The organism is Thermomicrobium sp., from assembly GCF_053493975.1.
The window spans coordinates 62,062-82,794 of the sequence record NZ_JBRBZA010000006.1 but is presented as its reverse complement, the minus strand read 5'-3'; the positions used below and the strand labels follow the sequence as shown (position 1 = coordinate 82,794).

The window sequence follows — 20,733 nt, the reverse complement described above, 5'->3', positions numbered from 1 at the left end:
TGGAGATGGTGATGCCGGGGGACAACGTGCGGCTGCGGGTGGAGTTGGACAAGCCGGTGGCGTTGGAGGAAGGGTCGCGCTTTGCCATCCGGGAAGGTGGCCGCACGGTCGGCGCCGGCGTCGTGACCAAGATCATCAAGTAGTGTGCGGGGACTGGCACCGGACGCAGGAGTTGTGGTATCATGGCAAAGAAAGCGAAGGCCGACCGGGTCATCATCACGTTGGAGTGCACGGTCTGCCGCGAGCGGAATTACGTCACGCAGAAGAACCGGCGCAACGATCCCGGGCGGCTAGAGCTCCGAAAATACTGTCCGCGGTGTCGCCGGCATCAGGTGCATCGCGAGACGCGGTGAGCAGGGCTCGGTCGGGGCAGCACAGGGTCGTAGCTCAAGTGGCAGAGCAGCGGTCTCCAAAACCGCAGGTTGGGGGTTCGAGTCCCTCCGGCCCTGCCGAAGCATCGAGTAGCTTCTCGCCCCGGCCGAAGCGAGCGGAAGGGGTCGAGCGGGACTGCTCGCCCCTTTTGTCTGTTCCCGGGTGCGGAGCGGTCGATCAGCGACGAGGGTGGTCGAGATGACAACGAAGATGCAGAGCCCGGCGCGGGCGGCGAGTAAAGTGAAGCCTCAGGAGCGGCCGGCGAAAAGCAAATCCGGGCGGCTCGTCGCGCTCCGTCGCTTGATCGCTGATCTTCGGTCGGAATGGCGCAAGATCACCTGGCCGGACCGGGAGACGACCCGCAAGCTGACGCTGCTGGTTATCGGATTGGCCACCGTTCTCGGCCTGATCCTCGGTGCCGTCGATGCCATCTTCGTACGACTCTGGAATCTTCTCGGGGGGCTGTGAGAACAATGTCGCGATCGTTGCGAGAACGCTTGGCACAGAAGCGTGGCGCTGTTCGAGAAGGCGAGCAGCAGGGGGAGTGGTATGTCCTGCATACCTACTCCGGATACGAGAACAAGGTACGGCAGAACCTTTTGCACCGCGTCGAGACGATGGATGTTGCCGATAAAGTATTCGAAGTCGTGATTCCCATGCAGGAAGAGATCGAGATCCGGGGTGGTCAGCGTCATACCGTTCAGCGAAAGGTGTTTCCCGGGTACGTTCTCGTTCGCATGATCCTCGACGATGAGTCGTGGCATGTCGTTCGCAACACTCCGGGTGTCACTGGGTTCGTCGGGGTCGGGAATCGCCCGGTGCCGCTCGACCGGGCAGAGGCGGAAGCGATCATCCGCGGTGCCAAGGCGGAGCAGCCGAAGGTGCGGATGACGCTATTGCCGGGGGATGTGGTGCGGATCATCGATGGGCCGTTCACGGACTTCCGGGGTGTCGTGGACGAAGTCGACAACGAGAAGGGCAAAGTGCGTGTCCTCGTGTCGTTCTTCGGACGCGAGACACCGGTTACCTTGGATTTCCTGCAGGTCGAGCGAGAAACGTGACCAGAGGTTGCAGCGTGGGGGGATGCGCTGTGGCCTCGCCATGTTTTTGAGCGGGGAAGGTGAGCGATGGCGAAGAAGGTCAAGGCGATCGTCAAATTGCAGCTGCCGGCGGGCAAAGCGACACCGGCGCCGCCGGTTGGCCCAGCCTTGGGTCAACACGGTGTACCGATCATGAATTTCGTGAAGGAATACAACGAGAAGACAGCGCATCTGGCAGGACAGATCATTCCGGTCGTGGTGACGATCTTCGAAGATCGCTCCTTCACGTTCGTGTTGAAGACGCCGCCTGCCGCCGATCTCCTGCGCCGGGCGGCAGGGATCGAAAAGGGAGCTGCCGATCCCAAGCGCCAAAAGGTCGGACGGGTAACGCGAGAGCAGATCCGAGAGATCGCGCAACTCAAGATGCCGGACTTGAATGCACGCGACCTCGAGGCAGCCATGCGCATGATCGAGGGGACGGCGCGCAGCATGGGCATCGAGATCGTCGGCTGAAGAGTCGTGGGAGGAGCTAGCGGGCTCCGTTCGAACCACAGGGGGTTGAACCATGCCGAAGCACGGCAAGAAATATCTGGAAGCACTCAAGCTCGTCGATGTGACGCGGCGCTACTCGCCCAAGGAGGCAGTGGAGCTGGTCAAGAAGGTCGCTCATGCGAGCTTCGACGAGAGCATCGACCTCCATATAAAGTTGAACATCGACCCACGCCATGCCGACCAAAACGTCCGCGGGACAGTGACACTCCCCCACGGGACGGGCCGGACACCGCGTGTGTTGGTGTTCGCGGTAGGGGAAGCTGCCCGGATCGCGGAGGAGGCCGGCGCGGATTACGTGGGAAGCGATGACTTGATCCGCCAGATCGAAGGAGGCTGGTTGGAATTCGATGCCGCGATCGCGATGGCGGACCAGATGGGGAAGGTCGGTCCCCTGGGTAGGATCCTGGGGCGACGAGGCTTGATGCCGAATCCCCGAACCGGGACGGTGGTCCGCAACCCGGAAGACTTGCCGGCCGTGATCCGCGAAATCAAAGGTGGCCGGGTCGAATTCCGCAACGATCGAACTGGGAACATTCATCTGCAGATCGGCAGGAAGAGTTTCACCGAGCAGCAGCTGCTCGAGAATTTGTACGTCGCGGTCGATGCCATCGCGCGGGCGCGACCCCAAGCGGTCAAGGGCCAATTCTTCCAAGCCATGACTATCGCTCCGACGATGGGTCCGGGTATTCCGTTGGATGTCGCGACGACAGTGGAGGAAGCACGGCAGTTCGTGACGTGATACACTCTGTCGCGGCGATGCCGCGCCGATGACAGCTGGGGCGCGTGGCGCTTAATCGATCCAGCCGAGGCGCGGGGAGGACGGACGACAGCGAACCTGCAGTCGCACGTGCCCCCTGCGTTCCGACGCAGGGGGTCTCGTTTCGAGAGGAGGTGCTCGTGCCGACTCCGGAGAAGGCAAGACAGATCGAGGAGATCAGCGAGATTCTGCGCACGGCGACCGTGGCGATTCTGACCGACTACCGCGGACTGAGCGTCGCGGATATGACGGCATTTCGTCGTCGTTTGCAAGAACAGCAGGCCAATTTCCGGGTCGTGAAGAATACCCTGACCCGGATCGCTGCGGAGCGAACCGGAACAGAGGTCATCACACCTCTCCTGGAAGGGCCGACTGCCCTGGTCTATTCGATGGGTGACCCAGTTGCGGCGGCAAAGTTGACTCTCGAGTTCGCTCGCCAGTCGCGAATTCTGTCCGTCAAAGGCGGACTCCTCGCGGGTCGTCTCTTGAGTTCCGCCGATGTGGAAGCGCTCGCGACGCTGCCGCCACGCGAGGAGTTGCTCGCGAAGGTGGTCGGTGGCTTGCAGGCACCACTCTATGGTTTGGTGTCCGTGCTGAGTGGCCCGATACGAGGACTTCTCTACGTCTTACAGGCGCGCGTGCGCCAGTTGGGCGGTGAGGAGGCTGCCGAGGCTGCGTAAGGACGAGTCGAGTCGGATGTGTGATGGGAGGATCGTACGATGGCAGTTGGCCAGGAAAAGCTCGAAGAGATCATCCAAGCGATCGAGCAGATGACGGTGCTGGAACTGTCCCAGCTCGTCAAAGCGCTCGAGGAACGGTTCGGCGTAACCGCTGCACCAGTGGCGGTCGCTGCGGCTCCCGCGGCGGGTGCGGCGCCAGCTGCCGCGGCGCCGGCAGAGGAAGAGAAGACGGAGTTCGACGTGATCCTGAGCGATGTCGGTCCCAACAAGATCCAGGTGATCAAAGTGGTGCGTGAACTCACGCAGCTCGGGCTGAAAGAGGCGAAGGATCTCGTGGAAGCGGCTCCGAAGCCGGTGAAGCAGGGGGTATCCAAGCAGGAAGCCGAGACGATCAAGCAGAAGCTGGAAGCAGTCGGCGCCAAGGTCGAGATCAAGTAGCGACGACGAGTCGGGACGCGCATTGGCGTCCCGACTCGTCCCTATGCTATACTGGCAGCGAACTGCGGGGCGTGGCGCAGCCCGGTAGCGCACCGGTATGGGGTACCGGAGGTCGGAGGTTCAAATCCTCTCGCCCCGACTGAATGGGCCGCACCCACGGTGCGGCCTTCTCGTACGGGGGAACTTGGTGACCGCGACGGCAGCGACGCCGATCCGAATTCTGATCGCGGACGATGAGCCGATCATCCGGCTCGATCTCCGCGAACTTTTGACCTCGCTCGGCTATGACGTGGTCGGGGAAGCGGCCGATGGACGCACAGCCGTCGAACTCGCTCGCAAGTTGAAGCCTGACCTCGTCATTCTCGATATCAAAATGCCAGAAGTCGACGGTATCGATGCGGCAGAAGTCCTCCATCGGGAGCGATTGGCGCCGGTGGTCTTGCTGACCGCATATAGCGAGCGCGAGCTGGTCGAGCGTGCACGGCGTGCAGGGGTAGCGGGCTATCTCGTCAAGCCCTTCCGGGAGAGCGAAATCATGCCGGTGATCGAGCTCGCACTGGCACGCTTTCAGGAAGTGCAACGTCTGGAGCGCCAAGTCGTGGAACTTCAGGATGCCTTGGAAGCTCGCAAGCTGATCGAGCGGGCCAAAGGCATTCTCATGCAGGTACACGGCCTGAGCGAGGCCGAGGCGTTCCAACGAATGCGCCGACTGAGCATGGATAGCCGCAAGTCGATGCGCGAGATCGCAGAAGCGATCTTGCTCGCGCATCAGCTGGAGAGCAGCACACGCTCGACCGAACCCCGATCCTAAGTTCTTTGCGAAAAGCCCTTCTCCCATGCAAGAGATCACAGGAACCCCTTCCCTCTCGTTGCGGGTCGCTTACGGTGTGGGAGACGGGGTCGGTTGCAGTGACCGAATGGTGACTTGCACCACATTGGAGGAGATGCGCTCGTAACGAACCTCGGGAGGCAGCGTCACTCGAATGGGAAGCTGATAGATTCCCTGCTCGGCATTCTCGACATCGACGATGACCAGGATATCACCCGGCTTCAGCTGCTCGAGCACAGTGCTCGGGCCACTCACTTCGAGATCGACGGTACTCGGTGTCAGCTCGACGGTGGTTCCCGGACGAGCATTCACCACAGTGATCGGAAGACCTTGAAGCGACCGAGTTTCCTCAGCTCGCCGGATCTGGACGGAGATGTTGACCGTCTTCGGATCGACTGTGACTCCCGAAGGAAGCCGTGATGTATCGATAGGAACGTCCCACAGGATGCGCGACTCGCTCCATCCGGACACATCGATCGGCGTGGTCGTGAGATACGGGATAGCAGCGAGTGCGGACTCGGGACCTTCGATGACGACCTCGTCAGACGGAAACACTGTCGGTGGACCAGCGAGTTGGTATCCGGGGGCGAGTTTGTCTGCCCCGACGATGGTCGGGACGACCCTTCGCACTTGGCCGCGCACGCGCAGTTGCACTGAGACGACCGCAGTCGATGGCTCGACGGTGATACCCGGAACAGTCACGCCGTTGGCATCGACTGGGATGAGCGTGACACTCTCCTGGAAACTTTCCGTCCGACCGGCGAGTGGCAGCGGAGCCGTCACGCGCGCGATGTTCTCTACTCGCTGTTGCGGACCGCGGACGATAACCGTCGCTGGGTCAGAAGTCGCGGAGAGCACTTGGAGATTGGGTGGCATTTGGCCCGTAAAGATGACCTCGACCGGCACGTCGCTTCGTTGCACAAGACGGTCGATCTGGACCGTTACTTCCTGGGGAACGACCTCGCGGAGGCGTAAGCGGCTGGGAAGCTGGACACGCACCGGCCGGATGTATGTTCCTGGGCCGTCGACTTCACGGAGGTCGATCCATGCCTGGATGGCGCCGCTTTCGAACGATTGGACACGACTCTGCGCTCCTTGAATGCGGACGGTTACGGTCGGCAATTCGCTGGTAACGACGAGTTGGGGGGAAAGACCGCGTGGGAAGACGGGCACGTTGGAGATAGTCCGTTGTGTCTCCGGATCGTTCGTCGCTTCGACCCAAGCCCAGAGTCCGAAGGAGAGCACGAAAGCGAGTGCGAGACGAGCGAGAGTCTCCCGACGCAGCGCTGGTCGCACGCTAGCCCATGCGTGACGGAGAAGCTGGAGTATCCTCACGCGTCGTTGCACCGGTCGGTTCCCTTCTTCGTTCCGTTTCGGGAACGGCTGTACCGGTCACGGATGATGCCAGCAAGGTCGAGAGACGTCGTCGACCGGTTCCTTCGACATGCAGGAGTACTCGTAAAGCGCGGCGGAGTCGTTCGATATCGATGTTTCGATACAATCGGCCATTCACAGCGAGCGAAATCTGCCCGCTCTCCTCCGAGACGATGATGGCGACGGCATCCGATTCCTCGGTGATACCGACACCGGCACGGTGGCGTGTGCCGAGTTGGGGATCGCTCAGATTCTCGCTGAGCGGAAGAACACAACCGGCAGCGAGTATCCGGTTGCCGCGGATGATCACCGCTCCGTCGTGGAGCGGCGAGTTCGGGAAGAAGATGTTGACCAAAAGTTGCTGCGTGAGGGCCGCATCGAGGGGGATACCGCGATCCGCGTAGTCTTGAAGACCCGTTTCACGCTCGATGACGATGAGGGCACCATAGCGGAGCCGGGCCAATTGCGCGACAGCCTTGGTAATCTCCTCGATCGTTTCCTCGGTCTGCGGTTCGTGACTACCTAACGGGGTGCGTAGCCAAGCTCCAGTATGCCCGAGCCGCTCGAGCGCACGGCGGAGTTCAGGCTGGAAAACCACCGGAATCGCGACGATGAGCGCTGGGAGTGCCTGACTCAAAAGCCAGTTCAACGCCTGTAGGTGAAAAAGATTCGCTGCGCCGACCACCAGGATTACGAAAATGACGAGACCACGGACGAGCTGGGCGGCTCGCGTCCCTTGTATGACCCACAAGAGCCAATAGAAAATGAGGGTCACAGACAGTATATCCACCAGGGCCCGCAGATCGATGCGGGTAAAGATCCAGGGTAGCTCGGGCATCGCGCTCGTCCCTGTCGGTCGCAACACCAGCGCACTGATCGAATTCTAACACCTGGTGTGCTCTCGACTCCCGCGTCAGCGCGGGCCAAGCAGCGGCGCGTGGGAAGCGGAACGGCTACGCGTGCCGATGAGTATTCGCGTGCCCGTGGGCGTGACGACGCAGGAGCTGAAGTTCGTGTAGCTGCGCATGTGCTGCGTCATCCGCCGGATCCAATGCGACGAGTTGCTCGGCCGTCGCCAGAGCATCGTCGAGACGGCGCTCTTGAAGGAATCGACGCAGAGCTGCCCACAGTTGGGCTCGCGCCCGGTCGAGATGCCCAGCTCGTAAGAGGGCGGTCGCTGCGGCGATGTGCCGCTCGGCGCTCGCCTCATTCGTCGCTGCCAGGAGTTCAGCGGTGAGTGCGAGTCGGGGTCGGTCGTCCGCCAATTCAGCAAGTGCCTGCGCGCGCTCCAGAAGGGCGATCGACCGTGCGATCGCTCCTCGATCGTGGGCTCGTGTCGCTGCCGCGATGAGTGTATCGATCGCACGGCTGGTACGGCCAGCTCGAGTCTCGGCGTTGATGACGAAATCGATCGCCGCATGCTCGCAGGGATCGACTCGTATCAGTTGGTGAAGAACGGAGAGGAGAGCAGCGCGATCGCGCTGCTGGTGCGCGAACTTTGCGGCGAGACGCAACACACTACCTGCCGAGACGTGGAAGCCTGCGAGATCCAAGCGAGTGGCGAGTGCTGAGAGTTCCGCAACCGTTGCACCGCATGACTCGAGAAGACGAAGCGCCTGCCGGTGCCACGAAGGTATTTCGGAGCAGAGCGCATACTCCGCGATGGCCAAGGGGGTGAGTTCGGGAAGGAGAGCGCGCACGAGGGAAGCCTGCTCGTCGCTCTCGGCGAGAAGAGACATGAGGTCGGTGAGCGCCTCGCTGAACGCCGCTGGATCGGCCCGATCGGATCTCCCTGCAATGAGCAAGCCAGCAGCGAGTACTCGCGCGATGCGCGATCCACTGCGAATCAGGTCGTGGAGAGGTGGATCGAATACGTCCACCCCAACGTACCTATTGAGAAGCGCGGCAATCAGTTGCGCGCGAGGGTCCTCGTGTTTCAGTTGAGCCACGATGCGGTGGACGAGTAACTGCTGTTCCCAGGGATCAGAGAATGAGGAGAGTGCCCCGACGATCTTTTGGAGGAGAACCCAGCAAGTCGGTTCAGGCGCGATCGTGGCCATGCGAGCGAGGAGTATCCACTGCCAGCCGGTGTACGGCTGTGGCCACGTTTCGACCGGTCCGAGTTGCGTGATCGGGTCCGTTGCGTGGTTTTCCAGAGTCTCCTCGAAAACGAACCACCAGGCGTCTTCGTCCGAGCGGTCCGTTTGGGTCCAGACTGCGCGGAGTGCAGCCGCTGTATCGGGTTTGCCCTGCTCACGAAGTTGGCGCAAAACGATCGGAAGATAGGCCTTGCGAGTCGCCACTGGGCCCGCAAGCAATTGACGGGCCAATTCTTCGAGTGAATCACGATCCTCGGGGCCGACTAGCCATTCGAGCAGCACCACTTCAGCGGGGGAGAGCCACGCGGGATCGAGCTGTGCTCGGCGCTGGAGCAGGCGCAGGAGAAGTTGAGCGCCGTGGCGGTCACCACGTAGGAGCGCGATCTCGATGGCCCGAGCAGCGACTTCAGCATGGTCCGGTGCGACGGCGACAGCTTCGAGGAGTGCATCGATCGCTATGCCCCAGGCACGCCTGCCAGCTGCATTGCAGGCCTCTGTGAGTTGGGGCAAGTTCGGTGTGTCGAGCTCGAGATGGCGACGAATCGCGCTCTCGAGCACTTCAGATTCTGGGGCGGTCGCGCGTCCGTGTGAGTGGCTCATGAATCCCCGCGATCTCTGCCGTACCCTACATGGAGATTTCGGTCATATCGAGGAAAAGTTGAGAGTTGTCAGGAGGAGAGGCGAGAGCGCCGCAGCCGATAATCGCCAGCGCGAATGAAAACCGCACGACAAATCGCTCGGTCGCACAGACGAGAACGGATTCGCTCATCGAGATCGTCGAGATCGCGGTTGGTCGTGATGACGGTCGGCTTCCGCTGGTTGTACCGGTAATTGATGATCTGAAACAACTTCTCGGTGGCCCAAGGAGTCGTGTGCTCGGTTCCGAGGTCATCGAGGACGAGCAGGCCCGCATTCCGCACCTGCTCGAAGCGATTGTCGTAACTGTCGGTTCGGTCGGGCGCGAAGGTGGCACGGAGGTAATCCAAGAGATCCGGCACGACGGTAAAGAGCGGGAAGAGCCGCTGATGGTGGAGTACGTAATTCGCGATCGCCGCAGCGAGATGGGTCTTCCCGCACCCGAATCCGCCCATGAGAAGCAGCCAGCCGTCGGGGTTGCGGGCATACTCGAGTGCGATCCGGTAAGCATCGGCGACTCCCGGCACGGTTGGATCGAACGATTCGAAGGTCCAGTCCTCGAGCTGTTCGAGCCCACTCAGTTCCAAATACTGACGGAGCAGTTTTGCTTCGCGTTCGCGGATTTTGCACTCGCACGGAATGATCCGGCCGAAGTTCGGATGACCGACCGGCACGTCCATGCGGAGATAACCTGCTCCCTTGCAAATGGGACAGTAGTCGCCCATTTGGGGATCTCGAGGTGAAATCCCCTCGCTCTCAGTCGGTCTCGGTGAAGAGGGGGGCGTACTTGCCTCGGAGATATTTATCGGGATCGAGCGGGCGAGTGCGTTGATCTCGCGGATGGGTCTCATGGTCTCGTCCTTCGATGGCCCAACGCTCGAGGATCCGCTGGACATAGCGCCAGTTCCGGCGTCCGTAGTGTACTGCTTCGACGATGGCTGCCTCAACCCACGCTGCTGGATAGCGTTCGATCGCCTCGGCGAGTTGCTCCGCGATGAGTGGCGTCAGTGGACCGATATTTTGCTCGTACAACGCGAAGACGTTCGGCCGCTCGACATCGATGCGCTGTTGGATATCCAGCTGGATAGGAAGGAGAGCAGCCGGATCGCGCCGAGCCGTCGCGACCGTCGAAAGAGTGGCCAGCGCGACCCATTCGCTCGTGCCACCACTCGGTGCAGAGCTGCGCAGCCGCACGAGGAAACCGCGGGCGACAGCGATCTCGATCGCTCGCCGGATCTCGTGCTCCGGAGAGCGATCGGTGCCCCCAGGACGGATACCACGACGCAAGGCTGAATCACTGAGGAGGGCGGTAATCGGTATCGCGGAACTGCCGTGGAGGGTCGCGAGCCGGGCAGTCGCGAGTACGACCTTGATCGTTGCGACATCACGCGCTTGACTGATCAAGCGTTCGGCTAGATCGATGGGAAGACAACTGGGTATGCCGACCGCATCACGCTCCATCCGGCCTCCTCGTTCACGCACCGGGTTCGCGATAGAGTTCGAGATCGGCAAAGCGAGCTGTGCGATCGAAGAAGCGAAGGTGAACGGTGTCCGTCGGTCCGTTCCGGTGCTTGGCTACGATGATTTCGGCGATTCCCCGACGGTCGGTGTCTGGGTTGTAGATTTCGTCACGGTAAATGAAGATGACGACATCTGCGTCTTGTTCCAGGCTACCGCTCTCGCGCAGGTCGCTCAGGAGCGGCCGATGATCGGTTCGCGTCTCGACGGCTCGAGAGAGCTGCGACAGGGCCAGGACAGGCACGTTGAGTTCGCGGGCCAGCGCTTTGAGTCCGCGAGAGATTTCCGAGATCTCCTGGACGCGGTTTTCCGCTCGGCGGGCGTGCATCAACTGAAGGTAATCGACGATGACGAGGTCGAGGCCGTGCTCGGCCATCAGGCGTCGAGCCTTACTGCGAAGTTCCATGACGCTGATACCTGGCGTATCGTCGATGAAGATCCTGGCTTCCGCCAAGCGACCGAAGGCTCGCGAGATCGCGTCCCACTCTTGCTCGTCGATATAGCCGAGTCGGAGGCGGTGCGTATCGATCCCTGTTTCCATGGCTAAGAGGCGCTGGACGAGTTGCTCGGCCGACATTTCGAGGCTAAAGATGGCGACCACTTTGCCCGCCTTGACGGCGGCATGATGGGCGATGCTGAGCTGGAAAGACGTCTTTCCCACCGATGGCCGTGCCGCCAGGATGATCAAGTCGGAGCGTTGGAGTCCTCCAGTGAGTTTGTCCAGATCGGCGAACCCGGTGGGAACACCGATGACTTCACCGCGGTGCTGCTGGATATAGTCGAGCTTCTCGAAGAACTGCTCGAGTACTTGACCGACGGAAACGAAGTCGCGACTCGCTCGGCGCTGCGAGACATCGAAAATGAGACGCTCGGCTCGCTCGATCGCTTCGTCCGCTTCGATTCGTTCGTCGAAGCCGAGGCGAACGATTTCCGTTCCAGCGCTGATCAGTCGGCGCAACGTCGCTGTGCGCTCGACGATCCGGGCGTAGTATTCGACGTGGACGGCGCTCGGGACCACGCTGAGGAGCTCCGTGAGGTAGGCGACGCCGCCTGCATCGTCGAGGCGCCCGGTCCGCTCGAGTTCGTCGACGACCGTCACGAAGTCGGCAGGTATCCGCCGGTTGTAAAGGTCGAGCAGAGCTTGGTAGATGACGCTGTGGCTCCCGCGAAAGAAATCGTCGGGGCGGAGGAAGGAAGCGACCCGGATGATGGCATCGCGATCGATGAGCAGGCTACCGAGCACGGCCTGCTCGGCCTCGATATTGTGCGGCGGTAACCGCTCGATGGCCTCGGCAGCCGTGCTCGTCATCGCACACACCTGCTCATTCGTTCTCGTCCGCTCGATCGCCTTCTTCTGGGATGACCTCGACGATCACGGTGGGGCGCAGACTGCCGACCAGGTGAATCGGGACCCGGTGCTCGCCGAGCGAGCGGATCGGTTGCTCTAGCTCGACTGCCCGGCGGTCGATCTCTAGACCGACCAGTTGGCTGAGTCGTTCGGCGATCTCGCGTCCGGTGATGGACCCGTACAGTCGCCCGCTCTCACCGACCCGGGCTGGGATGACCACACGGAGCCCCTCGAGGCGCTGGGCGAGGTCGCGGAGTGCTTGCTCGGCCCGCTCGATCCGGCGGCGCTGTGCCGCGAGCCGTGCCTGTGCGACCGCAACGCGGTCAGGGGTTGCTGGTTCGGCGAGCCGCTGAGGAATGAGGTAATTGCGCGCGAACCCATCGGACACGCTCTGGATCGTACCGGCCTTTCCGACGTTGGGAACATCGCGGAGCAAGATGACCTTCATCGCTTCTCTCCCGCTCGTGTCTCATGACGACTGCAGGGTGTCCGTACACCCAGTGTACCACGTCGTCAACTATACCGAGAAGCCCTCGTGGACCGCAATTTTGACGCCGAGGCACAAGGGAAAGTCGCGTTTCCGTCTGGACGAGAAGCCGTGTGTCGCTACCTTACCCGGTATCCGGGTGCTCAGCTAGTGTGTACCGAGAAGAGGTCGAGCTCGACGAGGACCAAGACGGCTGTCGAGAGTGGAGGAGTCCTACGCTGATGCCGGGGTATCCGCAGTACCAAGGTGACACTGTCTCAGCCAACTGGACCGAGCAGGTACTAGGTCTACAGTCATGGGAGCGTTGGACTATTGACAGGCGGACACGTTCGTAGTTAGATTTTGCCCGCACGGGGCAAAGGCAGGGTGGCCTGGTGGAAAGGAGCAAAGCCATCGTCGAGCGGACGTTCGTCTTGACTGACCACGCTCGCGAGCGTTGTGCGCAGCGGGGAATCCGACTCGCGCATATCGAGTTCGTGCTGAAGCACGGGCGCCTTTTCCATGGACCGGATTGTCTGGTCGTGTATTTTGGGCACCGTGAGGTGCAGCGGCATCGCGCGAGAGGCAGTTGGATCGAGCGTCTCGAAGGATTGACGATCGTGCTCAAGCCAGACGGCCGCACGGTCTGCACAGCGTTCAAGAACCGTACTGGGCTGCGGGGAGCTGGACGCAAGCGGGACGTGCTCTTCGCCGAGGCTGCCTGACGTCATGGCGGAGGATGGCTACCCTGCCTTTCACCCTCGTGTCGAGGATTTTTCGGGGAGTTCCTGTCCCAACAGCCGACGGACAATCTCGTAAAGAGCGATCGACCCGGCAACGGCTGCATTGAGCGATTCGATTCGTCCCAGCATCGGGATGACTACCTGCACATCGGCACGTCGGAGGAGAACCGGTGACAAGCCGTGCCCCTCAGCGCCGACCAGCACAACCAGCGGGAGTGGCAAGGGGGCTCGGAAGAGCGACTGGGCGTTCGGTCCCGGTTCCAAGGCGACGATCCAGTAGCCATGCTCGCGGAGCGTGTCGACCGCACGTGCGAGGTTGGTGACGAGCGCGATCTGGAGGTGCTCGACAGCGCCAGCTGAGGCGTTGACGACGGCCGGCGTGATCCCAGCAGCGCGTCGTTCCGGTAGGACGACCCCATGCACACCAGCAGCCTCGGCAGTGCGGAGCAAGGTCGCGACATTCTGTGGATCCTGCAGATGGTCGAGCAGGAGAACGATGCTCTCTGGCGCCGGTGCGAGCAACGTCGCGAAATCGATGTACGGGTAAGGACTGGTCTCGAGAACGACTCCCTGGTGATTGACAGAGCCAACCATCCGGTCGAGTTCGCTGCGCGGGACGACGATGACCGGAATCCCACGATCGCGCGCTGCTTCCATCAGCGCCACGATACGGCCATGAGTCTCGATCCCGCTCGCGACATAGAGTCGTCGGTGACGTCGCCGTCCTCTGAGGGATTCCGCGACCGCGTTACGACCGTAGAGATACTCGCTCGGCCGACCTGGCTGTAACCGTCTCATGTCCAACGCCAGGTCGTTCCGCCCGGTGTATCCTCGACGAGGACGCCCAGTTCGTTGAGTCGACCGCGAATGTAGTCTGCCAATTCCCACTGACGTTGAGCCCGTAACCGTGCTCGCACGTCGAGAAGAAGCTCGATGAAAGGTTCCGCTGACTGGCGACCGGTCGGTTGCTCGTCGAACCGGAAGCCGAGCACAGTCGCGAGCTCGAATAAGGTGAACTGAGCGTAGCGGATCGCTTCCAAGCGCTCACCAGAGGCTCGTGCTCGATTGATGGCACGGGCCAACTCGAAAAGACGGGCGAGCGCGCTCGGGGTATCGAAATCATCGTCCATGGCTTCACGGAAGGCGAGCCGCGTCGCATCGGCGAGCATGGCGAGTTCGTGCTCCGGGCGGCTCGGTAACTCGGTCGGTTCGATGCCCTGCACAGCGAGACGCAATCGATCGAAGCCCCGAGCTGCTGCCTCGAAAGCTTCCTCAGTGAAAGTGAGGGGACTACGATAGTGCGAGCTGAGCACCAGCAAGCGGAAGGGGCCAGCCCCGTTCCGCGCCAGGAGTTCGCGAATGGTGATCAAGTTACCGATCGATTTGCTCATCTTTTCGCCGCCCAGCTGGAGGAGACCATTGTGCAGCCAGTAGCGGACGAACGGCTTCTTTCCGGTGAATGCTTCCGATTGAGCGATCTCGTTTTCGTGGTGGGGAAAAATGAGATCCGCTCCTCCGCCATGAATGTCGATCTGTTCGCCGAGATGCCGATAGATCATGGCGCTGCATTCGATGTGCCATCCAGGACGCCCCGGGCCCCACGGACTGTCCCAAGCTGGCTCGCCCGGTTTGGCGGCCTTCCAGAGTGCGAAGTCCATGGGATGCTCCTTGCGGGGGTCGATTTCGACGCGGGCGCCGGCTAGCATCTCTTCCAACGAGCGGTGTGAGAGTTTCCCGTATTCTGGAAACGAAAGAACGCGGAAGTAGACATCACCGTCGACCGTGTAGGCATGTCCTTTGGCGAGAAGACCCTTGACCATCTCGATGATGGTCGGAATCTCCTGAGTGGCGCGGGGGTAGATCGTCGCCGGTTTGATGTTGAGCGCGGCTGTCTCATCCAGCCAGGCATCGATGAGTTGCTCAGCCAGCTCACGAGGGGGTAGGCCGAGCGTGGCGGCGCGCTGAATGATCTTGTCGTCGATATCGGTGAAGTTCATCGCGAAGGTGACCCGATAGCCGCTGTACTCGAGATACCGGCGGATCATATCGAAGACGACAGCTGACATGGCATGGCCGATATGGGCATCGCTATAGACGGTCGGCCCGCAGACGTACATGCGCACGTGTCCCGGTTCCAATGTTTCGAACAGTTCCTTCTCTCGGGTCAGCGTGTTCGTCACGCGCAACGTCATCGGTTCGTTCTCCTCGCGTCACCGTCGCGTCCCACCAGAGCATACCTGAAGCCTGCACGGATCAGAAAAGAAGCGGGCGACCAAGATCGGTCGCCCGCTCACCGCTCTGCAGAGATAGTCAGTCATCCTTGGAGCTGGACGAGACGGTCTCCGAGCTACTCTCGCTCTTCCCGTTGGAGCTTCCAGAACGCTTGTAGTCAGTAATGTAAAAACCGGATCCCTTGAAGATGATCCCGGCGGGGTAGAGCAAACGACGGACCGCGTTACCGCAACTCGGGCAACTGGCGACTGGTTCGTCCGAGAAGCGCTGCTTGACTTCGAATCGTTGGCCACAGGTCGTGCATTCGTATTCGTAGATCGGCATCGAGCACCCCTCCTTGCGTGGCAAGAGTCGATCGCGTCCCGCCGAGTAGATTGTAGTCGCCGCTGCATCCTTGAGCAAGGTCTAGTGGGGGAGTTTCACTCGAACCGGCTCAAGGTCAGCCCAATTGGGCCCCGCTTTGGCATCGACTTCCAGCGGCACACTGAGCTCGACGACGCGAGTCATGCGTGTCATGACGAGTTCCGTCGTCGTCGCAAGTTCCGACTCCGGTACCTCCAGGACGAGTTCGTCATGAACCTGGAGCAACATACGGCTACGCAAGCTGCGTTCGGCCAGCGCTCGGTGAACAGCGATCATGGCCAGCTTCATGATATCGGCTGCAGTGCCTTGCAGCGGCATATTGACCGCCATCCGTTCGGCCGCCTGACGCCGTGCTGGGTTGGAGGACGTGATTTCGGGCAAGTAGCGCCGCCGGCCGAAGAGCGTTTCGACGTAACCGAGTTCGGCCGCACGACGCCTCGTCTCTTCGAGATAACGGGCGACGCCGGGGAAGCGCTGAAAATACGCTTCGATGAAGCGCTGTGCTTCTTGACGACTCATGCCGGTGTCACGAGCGAGGCCGTATGCTTGCATCCCGTACATGATGCCGAAATTGACGACTTTCGCGATGCGACGCATTTCCGGCGTGACCGCGTCCAGGGGGACCCCGAACACTTCAGACGCGGTGGCCGCGTGAATATCCTTGCCTTCAGCGAAGGCACGCAGGAGCGCAGGATCCTGACTGAAGTGAGCCATCAGGCGAAGCTCGATCTGCGAGTAGTCGACCGAAAGAAGCAGAATCGGTTCATCAGCGATCCGATAGCCCGGGCGATTGTCAGCGATGAAGGCGCGGCGGACGGCAAGTCCGAGCTCGCCGCGAGCAGGAATGTTCTGAAGGTTCGGGTCGGAGGAACTCAAGCGGCCGGTGGCAGCGACGGTTTGATGGAAAATGGTGTGCACGCGTCCGGTTTGGGGATGGACTTGCCGCGGTAAGGCATCGACGTATGTGGACTTCAACTTGAGGAGTTGCCGGTATTCCAAAATCGCGTCGACGATAGGATGGGTATCGCGGAGATTCTCGAGTACCTCTTGTGAAACCGAATACCCCGTCTTGGTTCGTTTGCCGCGAGGCAGGCCGAGTTCATCGAAGAGCAGGGTGCTCAACTGTTGGGGCGAGTTGATGTTGAAGGCGTGCCCAGCCAGTTCGTAGATGCGTCGCTCGAGGGATTGCAGCTGACCGTCGAGCGTGACGGAGAGCCGTTCGAGGTACGGCACATCGATCGCGATGCCTGCCTTTTCCATGTCGATCAGTACGTCGATGAGCGGGAGTTCGATGTCGGTGAACAAGCGGAGTTGATTGTGGGCTTCGAGTTGTGGACGAAGGACCTCGACTAACCGGTATGTCGCCTCGACGTCGGCACAGGCGTATTGCGTGACCCGTGCGATCTCGGCGCGATCCATCGTGAGCTGTTTCTTGCCTCGCCCAATGAGCTCGGTTATTTCCTCCATCTCCCACCCGAGCTTCGTGAATGCCAATTCTTTGAGGCCGACCGCATTTTCGCCCAGCAGGTAGGCGGCGATCATCGTATCGAAGTCGATGCGTGGTCGGGGAAAACCGGCACGTTCCAAGACCAAGGCATCGTATTTCCCATGGTGCGCAAAACGTTGCTTGTCCGGATGGCGCAGGTAGGGAGCGAGTCGCTCCAACACCTGTTCGATATCGAGTTGGGTATCACCGGTGGTGTGTCCGAGCGGCACGTAATAGCTCCGGTCAGGGGCTGTCGCCAACGCGATACCTACGAGCTCGGCATACATCGGGTGCAGAGCTGTCGTCTCCACATCGAGCGCGAAGGCCTGACAGGTTTCCAAGTCCCGGACAAGGTCGCTCAAATCGGCATCGGTCAGGACGGCACGTCGCTGGCTGGCTGGCGCTGCCATCGTCCGCACCTGTTGGCGCGGTTGCGGAAGTCGAGGAACGAGGCTGCGGAACTCGAGTTCGCGAAACAGCCGGAGGACCCGTTCGCGGTCGAAATCGCCGAAGCGAGCCTGTTCGAGGTCGAAAGTGATGTCCGCATCGCGAACGATAGTGGCGAGGCGGCGACTTGCGAGGACGGTTTCGCGGGCCGCCCGAAGCGCCTCGCGCAGCCGAGGCGGTTCCACTTCGTCGATGCGGTCGAGCATCTCCTCGAGGGAGGAGAAACGCTGGATGAGTCGTGTCGCTGTCTTTTCGCCGATTCCCGGGACTCCAGGAATGTTGTCGGACGGATCACCGACGAGTGCCTTGTATTCGGGCAACCGTTCGGGTGGGAAGCCGTACCGCTCGATGACTGCTTGACGGTCATATACGCGGTAATCGCCGAACCGTTGGCGACCGGGAAGGATGACCCGAACATTCTCATCGACGAGCTGGAGCAAATCGGTATCACCGGTGACGACAAGGACTTCGAGCCCGTTGGCAGTGGCGCGAGCAGCGAGTGTTCCGATGAGGTCATCAGCTTCGTAGCCCTCGCGCGTGACGACCGGGATTCCGAATGCAGCGAGCAGTTGGCGGATTCGCTCGAGCTGGTGCTTCAGGTCGTCCGGTGTTTCGGGGCGGTGAGCCTTGTATTCCTGGTAGAGTTGTTGTCGAAAGCTCCGTCCCGTATCGAAACAGACGATGACGTAATCGGGTTCGAAATCGTTCAGCACTTCCAGCAACATGCTGGCGAATCCGAACACCACATGTGTCGGTTCGCCGGCACTGGTCGCGAGAGTCGGGGGCAACGCGTGATACGCGCGATAGGCGAGCCCGTGTCCATCGACGAGTACCAGGCGTGGTCGACGTGCGCGCTCCGGCATGGCATCCTCTCCTCGTCGCGGGGATTATAGACGAGACCAACCCGTCGTCTCAGGATTTTCTCAGGCCGGACGAGTACGCTCGGGGAAGAGCAGAATCAGGGTGCGGTGGCGGCTGCTTGCTATAATTCGCATGCTCCTGTCGGTCGGGTGGAAAGTTGGCGGATCGGTCCGAGAACATGATGGTCGAGAGGGTGACCAAAGGCGCGTGACGGGGACGGAAAGAACGATGACCGAAGTACAAGTTTTGGCAGAACGTATCGCAGCCAACGTCGAGCGAGTTCTCGTCGGGAAGAGTCGCGAGGTCCGCCTGGTCTTGGTCGCCCTGCTCTGCCGCGGCCACGTGTTGCTCGAAGATGTACCGGGAGTTGGGAAGACGGTTCTCGCCAAGGCGATCGCGCGCAGCATCGGTTCGACGTTCAAGCGGATTCAGTTCACTCCTGATCTTCTCCCTTCCGACATCACAGGTGTCAACGTCTTCAATCAGTTGACGGGTCGATTCGAGTTTCGACCAGGCCCAGTGGTCGCCCATATCGTGTTAGCGGACGAGATCAATCGGGCGACCCCGAAAACGCAGTCAGCGTTACTCGAGGCGATGGAAGAGGGTCAAGTAACGGTCGATGGTGTGACGCACCCGCTTCCGGAACCGTTCGTCGTGCTGGCGACCCAGAATCCGATCGAATACGAGGGAACGTTTCCGCTGCCTGAGGCACAGCTGGATCGTTTTCTGATCCGCTTGTCGCTCGGTTATCCCAGCCGGCGCGGAGAGGTCGAGATGCTCAGTCGCCAGCATTTCGAGCATCCGCTCGAGCATCTGGGGCAAGTGGCAACGCTCGAAGAACTGCGAGTGGCGCAGGAACTGGTCCGCCGAGTGTATGTTGACGAGGTGTTAAAGGAGTACATCGTCTCGCTGGTGGAAGCGACGCGCCGACACGACGACGTGTATCTCGGTGCTGGGCCACGGGGGTCGCTGGCACTCTACAATGCAGCCCGTGCGTGGGCAGCGATGCACGGGAGAGATTTCGTCATCCCGGACGACATCAAAGAACTCGCTGAGCCGACGCTCGCGCACCGGATCATCGTGAATCCGGCTGCCCGTATGCGGAATGTCGATGCCCGCACCATCGTACGCGAGATCGTCACGGCCGTTCCGGTACCAGGTGCGCGACCGGCCAGTTCGGGCTCCTCGGAGCAGACTGCCCGTCGGCGCCTTCCCTTCGGTGGTTCGTGATGGCGTGGATGCGCGTTGCGCTTCTCGCAGGTATTATCCTTCTCCTCTCGCAGTTGAACCGGTGGACGATCTTCGATAAACTGTTTTTTGTCCTCGGTGGACTCTTGGTGGTGGCATTCTTCTGGAGCCGCTTTGCGTTGAGTGGCCTTTCGATCACCCGGCGAACGCTGACCGATCGAGCGCACGTCGGTGATCTTCTGATCGAGCAGGTAGAACTGGAAAATCGAAGTCGTCTCGCCAAGCTCTGGGTCGAGGTGACCGATCACTCGACGTTACCTGGCCATCGCTTGAGTCGGGTGGTGAGTCTGGGACCAGGCGCAACGGTCGGCTGGCGAGCCAAGACCTGGTGTACCCGGCGAGGGCGATTTCGACTCGGCCCTTTGGTTCTGCGTGCGAGCGATCCGTTCGGGTTGTTCGAGCGGCGACTCCTGGTACCTGAAACGCGCGAGCTCATCGTCTATCCGGCGCTGGTCGATCTCACGACGGTGAGACTTCCGGCTGGTGAGCTCCCTGGTGGAAGCGCCTTGCAGAAGCGAACGCCATTCGTCACTCCCAACGTGAGTGGAGTACGCCAATACCAGCCGGGTGACAGTTTCAATCGGATCGCCTGGAGTGCGACAGCGCGAACCGGGCAGTTGATGGTCAAGGAATTCGAGCTCGATCCGAGCGCCGACGTCTGGCTCGTGCTGGATGGGGAGGCGCGGCACCACGTCGTCGCTCATGACGTAGCCTGCGCGGGCGATACCGGCGAGCGCGTCGTGGGAGCGATTCTCGACTCGACAGAGGAATATGCCGTGACCATCACCGCGTCGCTTGCGCGCTTCTTCCTCGACCTGAACCGCGCAGTCGGCGTGGTCGCATCGGGCGGGAGCCGAGTCGTCTTACCAGCTGATCGTGGCGCGCGTCATCTGGTCAAGGTCTTGGAGGTACTCGCTCTCTTCCGATCGGATGGACGCGCCCCCGTTCAGGAGGCTTTGCTCACCGAGCAGACTCGCTTCGGGCGCGAGGCGGTCGTGATCGTGGTGACTCCATCGACGGATGAAGCGTGGGTGAAGGCGCTGGCTGAGTTGACGACACGCTCGATGCGGTGTCTCGCCGTCGTGATCGAGCCGAGCACCTTCGGCAGCGAGGCCAGTTCGCTTTTGGTGGTGAGCGAGCTGACTGCTCTCGGAATACCTTTCGTTCTCGTGAAGTACGGAGACGACCTGCGGCGACTCTTCGCACTACCGATCGGGACGCTCATGATCTCCAGATAGGGAGCC

Annotated in this window: 23 protein-coding genes and 2 tRNA genes; 14 read left to right on the top strand and 11 right to left on the bottom strand. The window is 61.2% G+C overall.

Annotated features, from left to right (window positions below; translation table 11 throughout):
* From ACWIVK_RS01200 to ACWIVK_RS01150, 11 genes are all read left to right on the top strand, one after another.
* A partial coding sequence (locus ACWIVK_RS01200) for an EF-Tu C-terminal domain-related protein (RefSeq protein WP_448574634.1) occupies positions 1-143 on the top strand: 143 nt, incomplete at its 5' end.
* A gap of 39 nt (positions 144-182) precedes the next feature.
* Positions 183-353: a 50S ribosomal protein L33 gene (rpmG, locus tag ACWIVK_RS01195; protein WP_448574703.1), complete on the top strand. Its 171-nt coding sequence runs from the start codon at positions 183-185 to the stop codon at positions 351-353.
* A 23-nt stretch (positions 354-376) separates the two neighbouring features.
* Positions 377-449 (top strand) — tRNA-Trp (locus ACWIVK_RS01190).
* Positions 450-570: 121 nt separating this feature from the next.
* Positions 571-840 carry a preprotein translocase subunit SecE gene (gene secE / locus ACWIVK_RS01185; protein ID WP_448574702.1) on the top strand — a complete coding sequence of 90 codons (270 nt, stop codon included), beginning with the start codon at positions 571-573 and terminating at the stop codon, positions 838-840.
* A 5-nt stretch (positions 841-845) separates the two neighbouring features.
* Entirely contained in the window at positions 846-1,433 is a 588-nt protein-coding gene (gene nusG / locus ACWIVK_RS01180) for a transcription termination/antitermination protein NusG (protein ID WP_448574701.1), read from the top strand.
* A 66-nt stretch (positions 1,434-1,499) separates the two neighbouring features.
* Positions 1,500-1,925, top strand: coding sequence for a 50S ribosomal protein L11 (gene rplK / locus ACWIVK_RS01175; protein WP_448574700.1), 426 nt, complete (start codon positions 1,500-1,502; stop codon positions 1,923-1,925).
* A 52-nt stretch (positions 1,926-1,977) separates the two neighbouring features.
* Positions 1,978-2,703: a 50S ribosomal protein L1 gene (rplA, locus tag ACWIVK_RS01170; RefSeq protein ID WP_448574699.1), complete on the top strand. Its 726-nt coding sequence runs from the start codon at positions 1,978-1,980 to the stop codon at positions 2,701-2,703.
* 158 nt (positions 2,704-2,861) lie between these two features.
* Complete coding sequence (rplJ, locus tag ACWIVK_RS01165) at positions 2,862-3,401, top strand: 50S ribosomal protein L10 (RefSeq protein ID WP_448574698.1); 540 nt, start codon at positions 2,862-2,864, stop codon at positions 3,399-3,401.
* Between the two features lie 39 nt (positions 3,402-3,440).
* Positions 3,441-3,839: a 50S ribosomal protein L7/L12 gene (rplL, locus tag ACWIVK_RS01160; RefSeq protein ID WP_012642076.1), complete on the top strand. Its 399-nt coding sequence runs from the start codon at positions 3,441-3,443 to the stop codon at positions 3,837-3,839.
* A 65-nt stretch (positions 3,840-3,904) separates the two neighbouring features.
* Positions 3,905-3,978 (top strand) — tRNA-Pro (locus tag ACWIVK_RS01155).
* A gap of 48 nt (positions 3,979-4,026) precedes the next feature.
* Entirely contained in the window at positions 4,027-4,650 is a 624-nt protein-coding gene (locus ACWIVK_RS01150) for an ANTAR domain-containing response regulator (protein WP_448574697.1), read from the top strand.
* A 69-nt stretch (positions 4,651-4,719) separates the two neighbouring features.
* On the opposite strand, the gene ACWIVK_RS01145 is transcribed toward ACWIVK_RS01150, so the two are convergent.
* From ACWIVK_RS01145 to rplI, 7 genes are all read right to left on the bottom strand, one after another.
* Entirely contained in the window at positions 4,720-6,015 is a 1,296-nt protein-coding gene (locus ACWIVK_RS01145; RefSeq protein WP_448574696.1) for a CdaR family protein, read from the bottom strand.
* Positions 5,966-6,880: a diadenylate cyclase CdaA gene (gene cdaA, locus ACWIVK_RS01140; protein WP_448574695.1), complete on the bottom strand. Its 915-nt coding sequence runs from the start codon at positions 6,878-6,880 to the stop codon at positions 5,966-5,968. Before cdaA ends, ACWIVK_RS01145 begins: the two co-directional genes overlap by 50 nt.
* Before the next feature lie 115 nt (positions 6,881-6,995).
* Positions 6,996-8,741 (bottom strand): hypothetical protein, encoded by a 1,746-nt coding sequence (locus ACWIVK_RS01135; RefSeq protein WP_448574694.1) that lies wholly within the window; start codon positions 8,739-8,741, stop codon positions 6,996-6,998.
* A gap of 68 nt (positions 8,742-8,809) precedes the next feature.
* Positions 8,810-9,502, bottom strand: coding sequence for an ATP-binding protein (locus ACWIVK_RS01130; protein WP_448574693.1), 693 nt, complete (start codon positions 9,500-9,502; stop codon positions 8,810-8,812).
* Positions 9,503-9,533: 31 nt separating this feature from the next.
* On the bottom strand, positions 9,534-10,238 hold the full coding sequence (locus ACWIVK_RS01125; protein WP_448574692.1) for a DnaD domain-containing protein: 705 nt from the start codon (positions 10,236-10,238) through the stop codon (positions 9,534-9,536).
* Between the two features lie 13 nt (positions 10,239-10,251).
* Positions 10,252-11,604, bottom strand: coding sequence for a replicative DNA helicase (gene dnaB, locus ACWIVK_RS01120; RefSeq protein WP_448574691.1), 1,353 nt, complete (start codon positions 11,602-11,604; stop codon positions 10,252-10,254).
* 13 nt (positions 11,605-11,617) lie between these two features.
* Positions 11,618-12,091 carry a 50S ribosomal protein L9 gene (gene rplI / locus ACWIVK_RS01115; RefSeq protein ID WP_448574690.1) on the bottom strand — a complete coding sequence of 158 codons (474 nt, stop codon included), beginning with the start codon at positions 12,089-12,091 and terminating at the stop codon, positions 11,618-11,620.
* Positions 12,092-12,504: 413 nt separating this feature from the next.
* Here rplI and ACWIVK_RS01110 point away from each other — a divergent pair, with 413 nt between their 5' ends.
* Complete coding sequence (locus tag ACWIVK_RS01110; RefSeq protein WP_448574689.1) at positions 12,505-12,834, top strand: DUF4258 domain-containing protein; 330 nt, start codon at positions 12,505-12,507, stop codon at positions 12,832-12,834.
* A 30-nt stretch (positions 12,835-12,864) separates the two neighbouring features.
* Here the strand turns inward: ACWIVK_RS01110 and rlmB are convergent, their stop codons facing one another.
* The 4 genes from rlmB to polA form a co-directional block, all read right to left on the bottom strand.
* Positions 12,865-13,650, bottom strand: a complete 786-nt coding sequence (gene rlmB, locus ACWIVK_RS01105) for a 23S rRNA (guanosine(2251)-2'-O)-methyltransferase RlmB (RefSeq protein WP_448574688.1) — start codon at positions 13,648-13,650, stop codon at positions 12,865-12,867.
* The gene (cysS, locus tag ACWIVK_RS01100; protein WP_448574687.1) at positions 13,647-15,044 is read right to left on the bottom strand and encodes a cysteine--tRNA ligase; all 1,398 of its coding nucleotides are present in this window, start codon (positions 15,042-15,044) and stop codon (positions 13,647-13,649) included. Before cysS ends, rlmB begins: the two co-directional genes overlap by 4 nt.
* Before the next feature lie 118 nt (positions 15,045-15,162).
* Positions 15,163-15,408, bottom strand: coding sequence for an FmdB family zinc ribbon protein (locus tag ACWIVK_RS01095; protein ID WP_448574686.1), 246 nt, complete (start codon positions 15,406-15,408; stop codon positions 15,163-15,165).
* Positions 15,409-15,489: 81 nt separating this feature from the next.
* The gene (polA, locus tag ACWIVK_RS01090) at positions 15,490-18,243 is read right to left on the bottom strand and encodes a DNA polymerase I (protein WP_448574685.1); all 2,754 of its coding nucleotides are present in this window, start codon (positions 18,241-18,243) and stop codon (positions 15,490-15,492) included.
* A gap of 226 nt (positions 18,244-18,469) precedes the next feature.
* Between polA and ACWIVK_RS01085 the strand changes: the two genes are divergently transcribed.
* The gene (locus ACWIVK_RS01085) at positions 18,470-19,471 is read left to right on the top strand and encodes an AAA family ATPase (RefSeq protein ID WP_448574684.1); all 1,002 of its coding nucleotides are present in this window, start codon (positions 18,470-18,472) and stop codon (positions 19,469-19,471) included.
* Positions 19,471-20,727, top strand: coding sequence for a DUF58 domain-containing protein (locus ACWIVK_RS01080; RefSeq protein ID WP_448574683.1), 1,257 nt, complete (start codon positions 19,471-19,473; stop codon positions 20,725-20,727). Before ACWIVK_RS01085 ends, ACWIVK_RS01080 begins: the two co-directional genes overlap by 1 nt.
* Positions 20,728-20,733 lie beyond the last annotated feature (6 nt).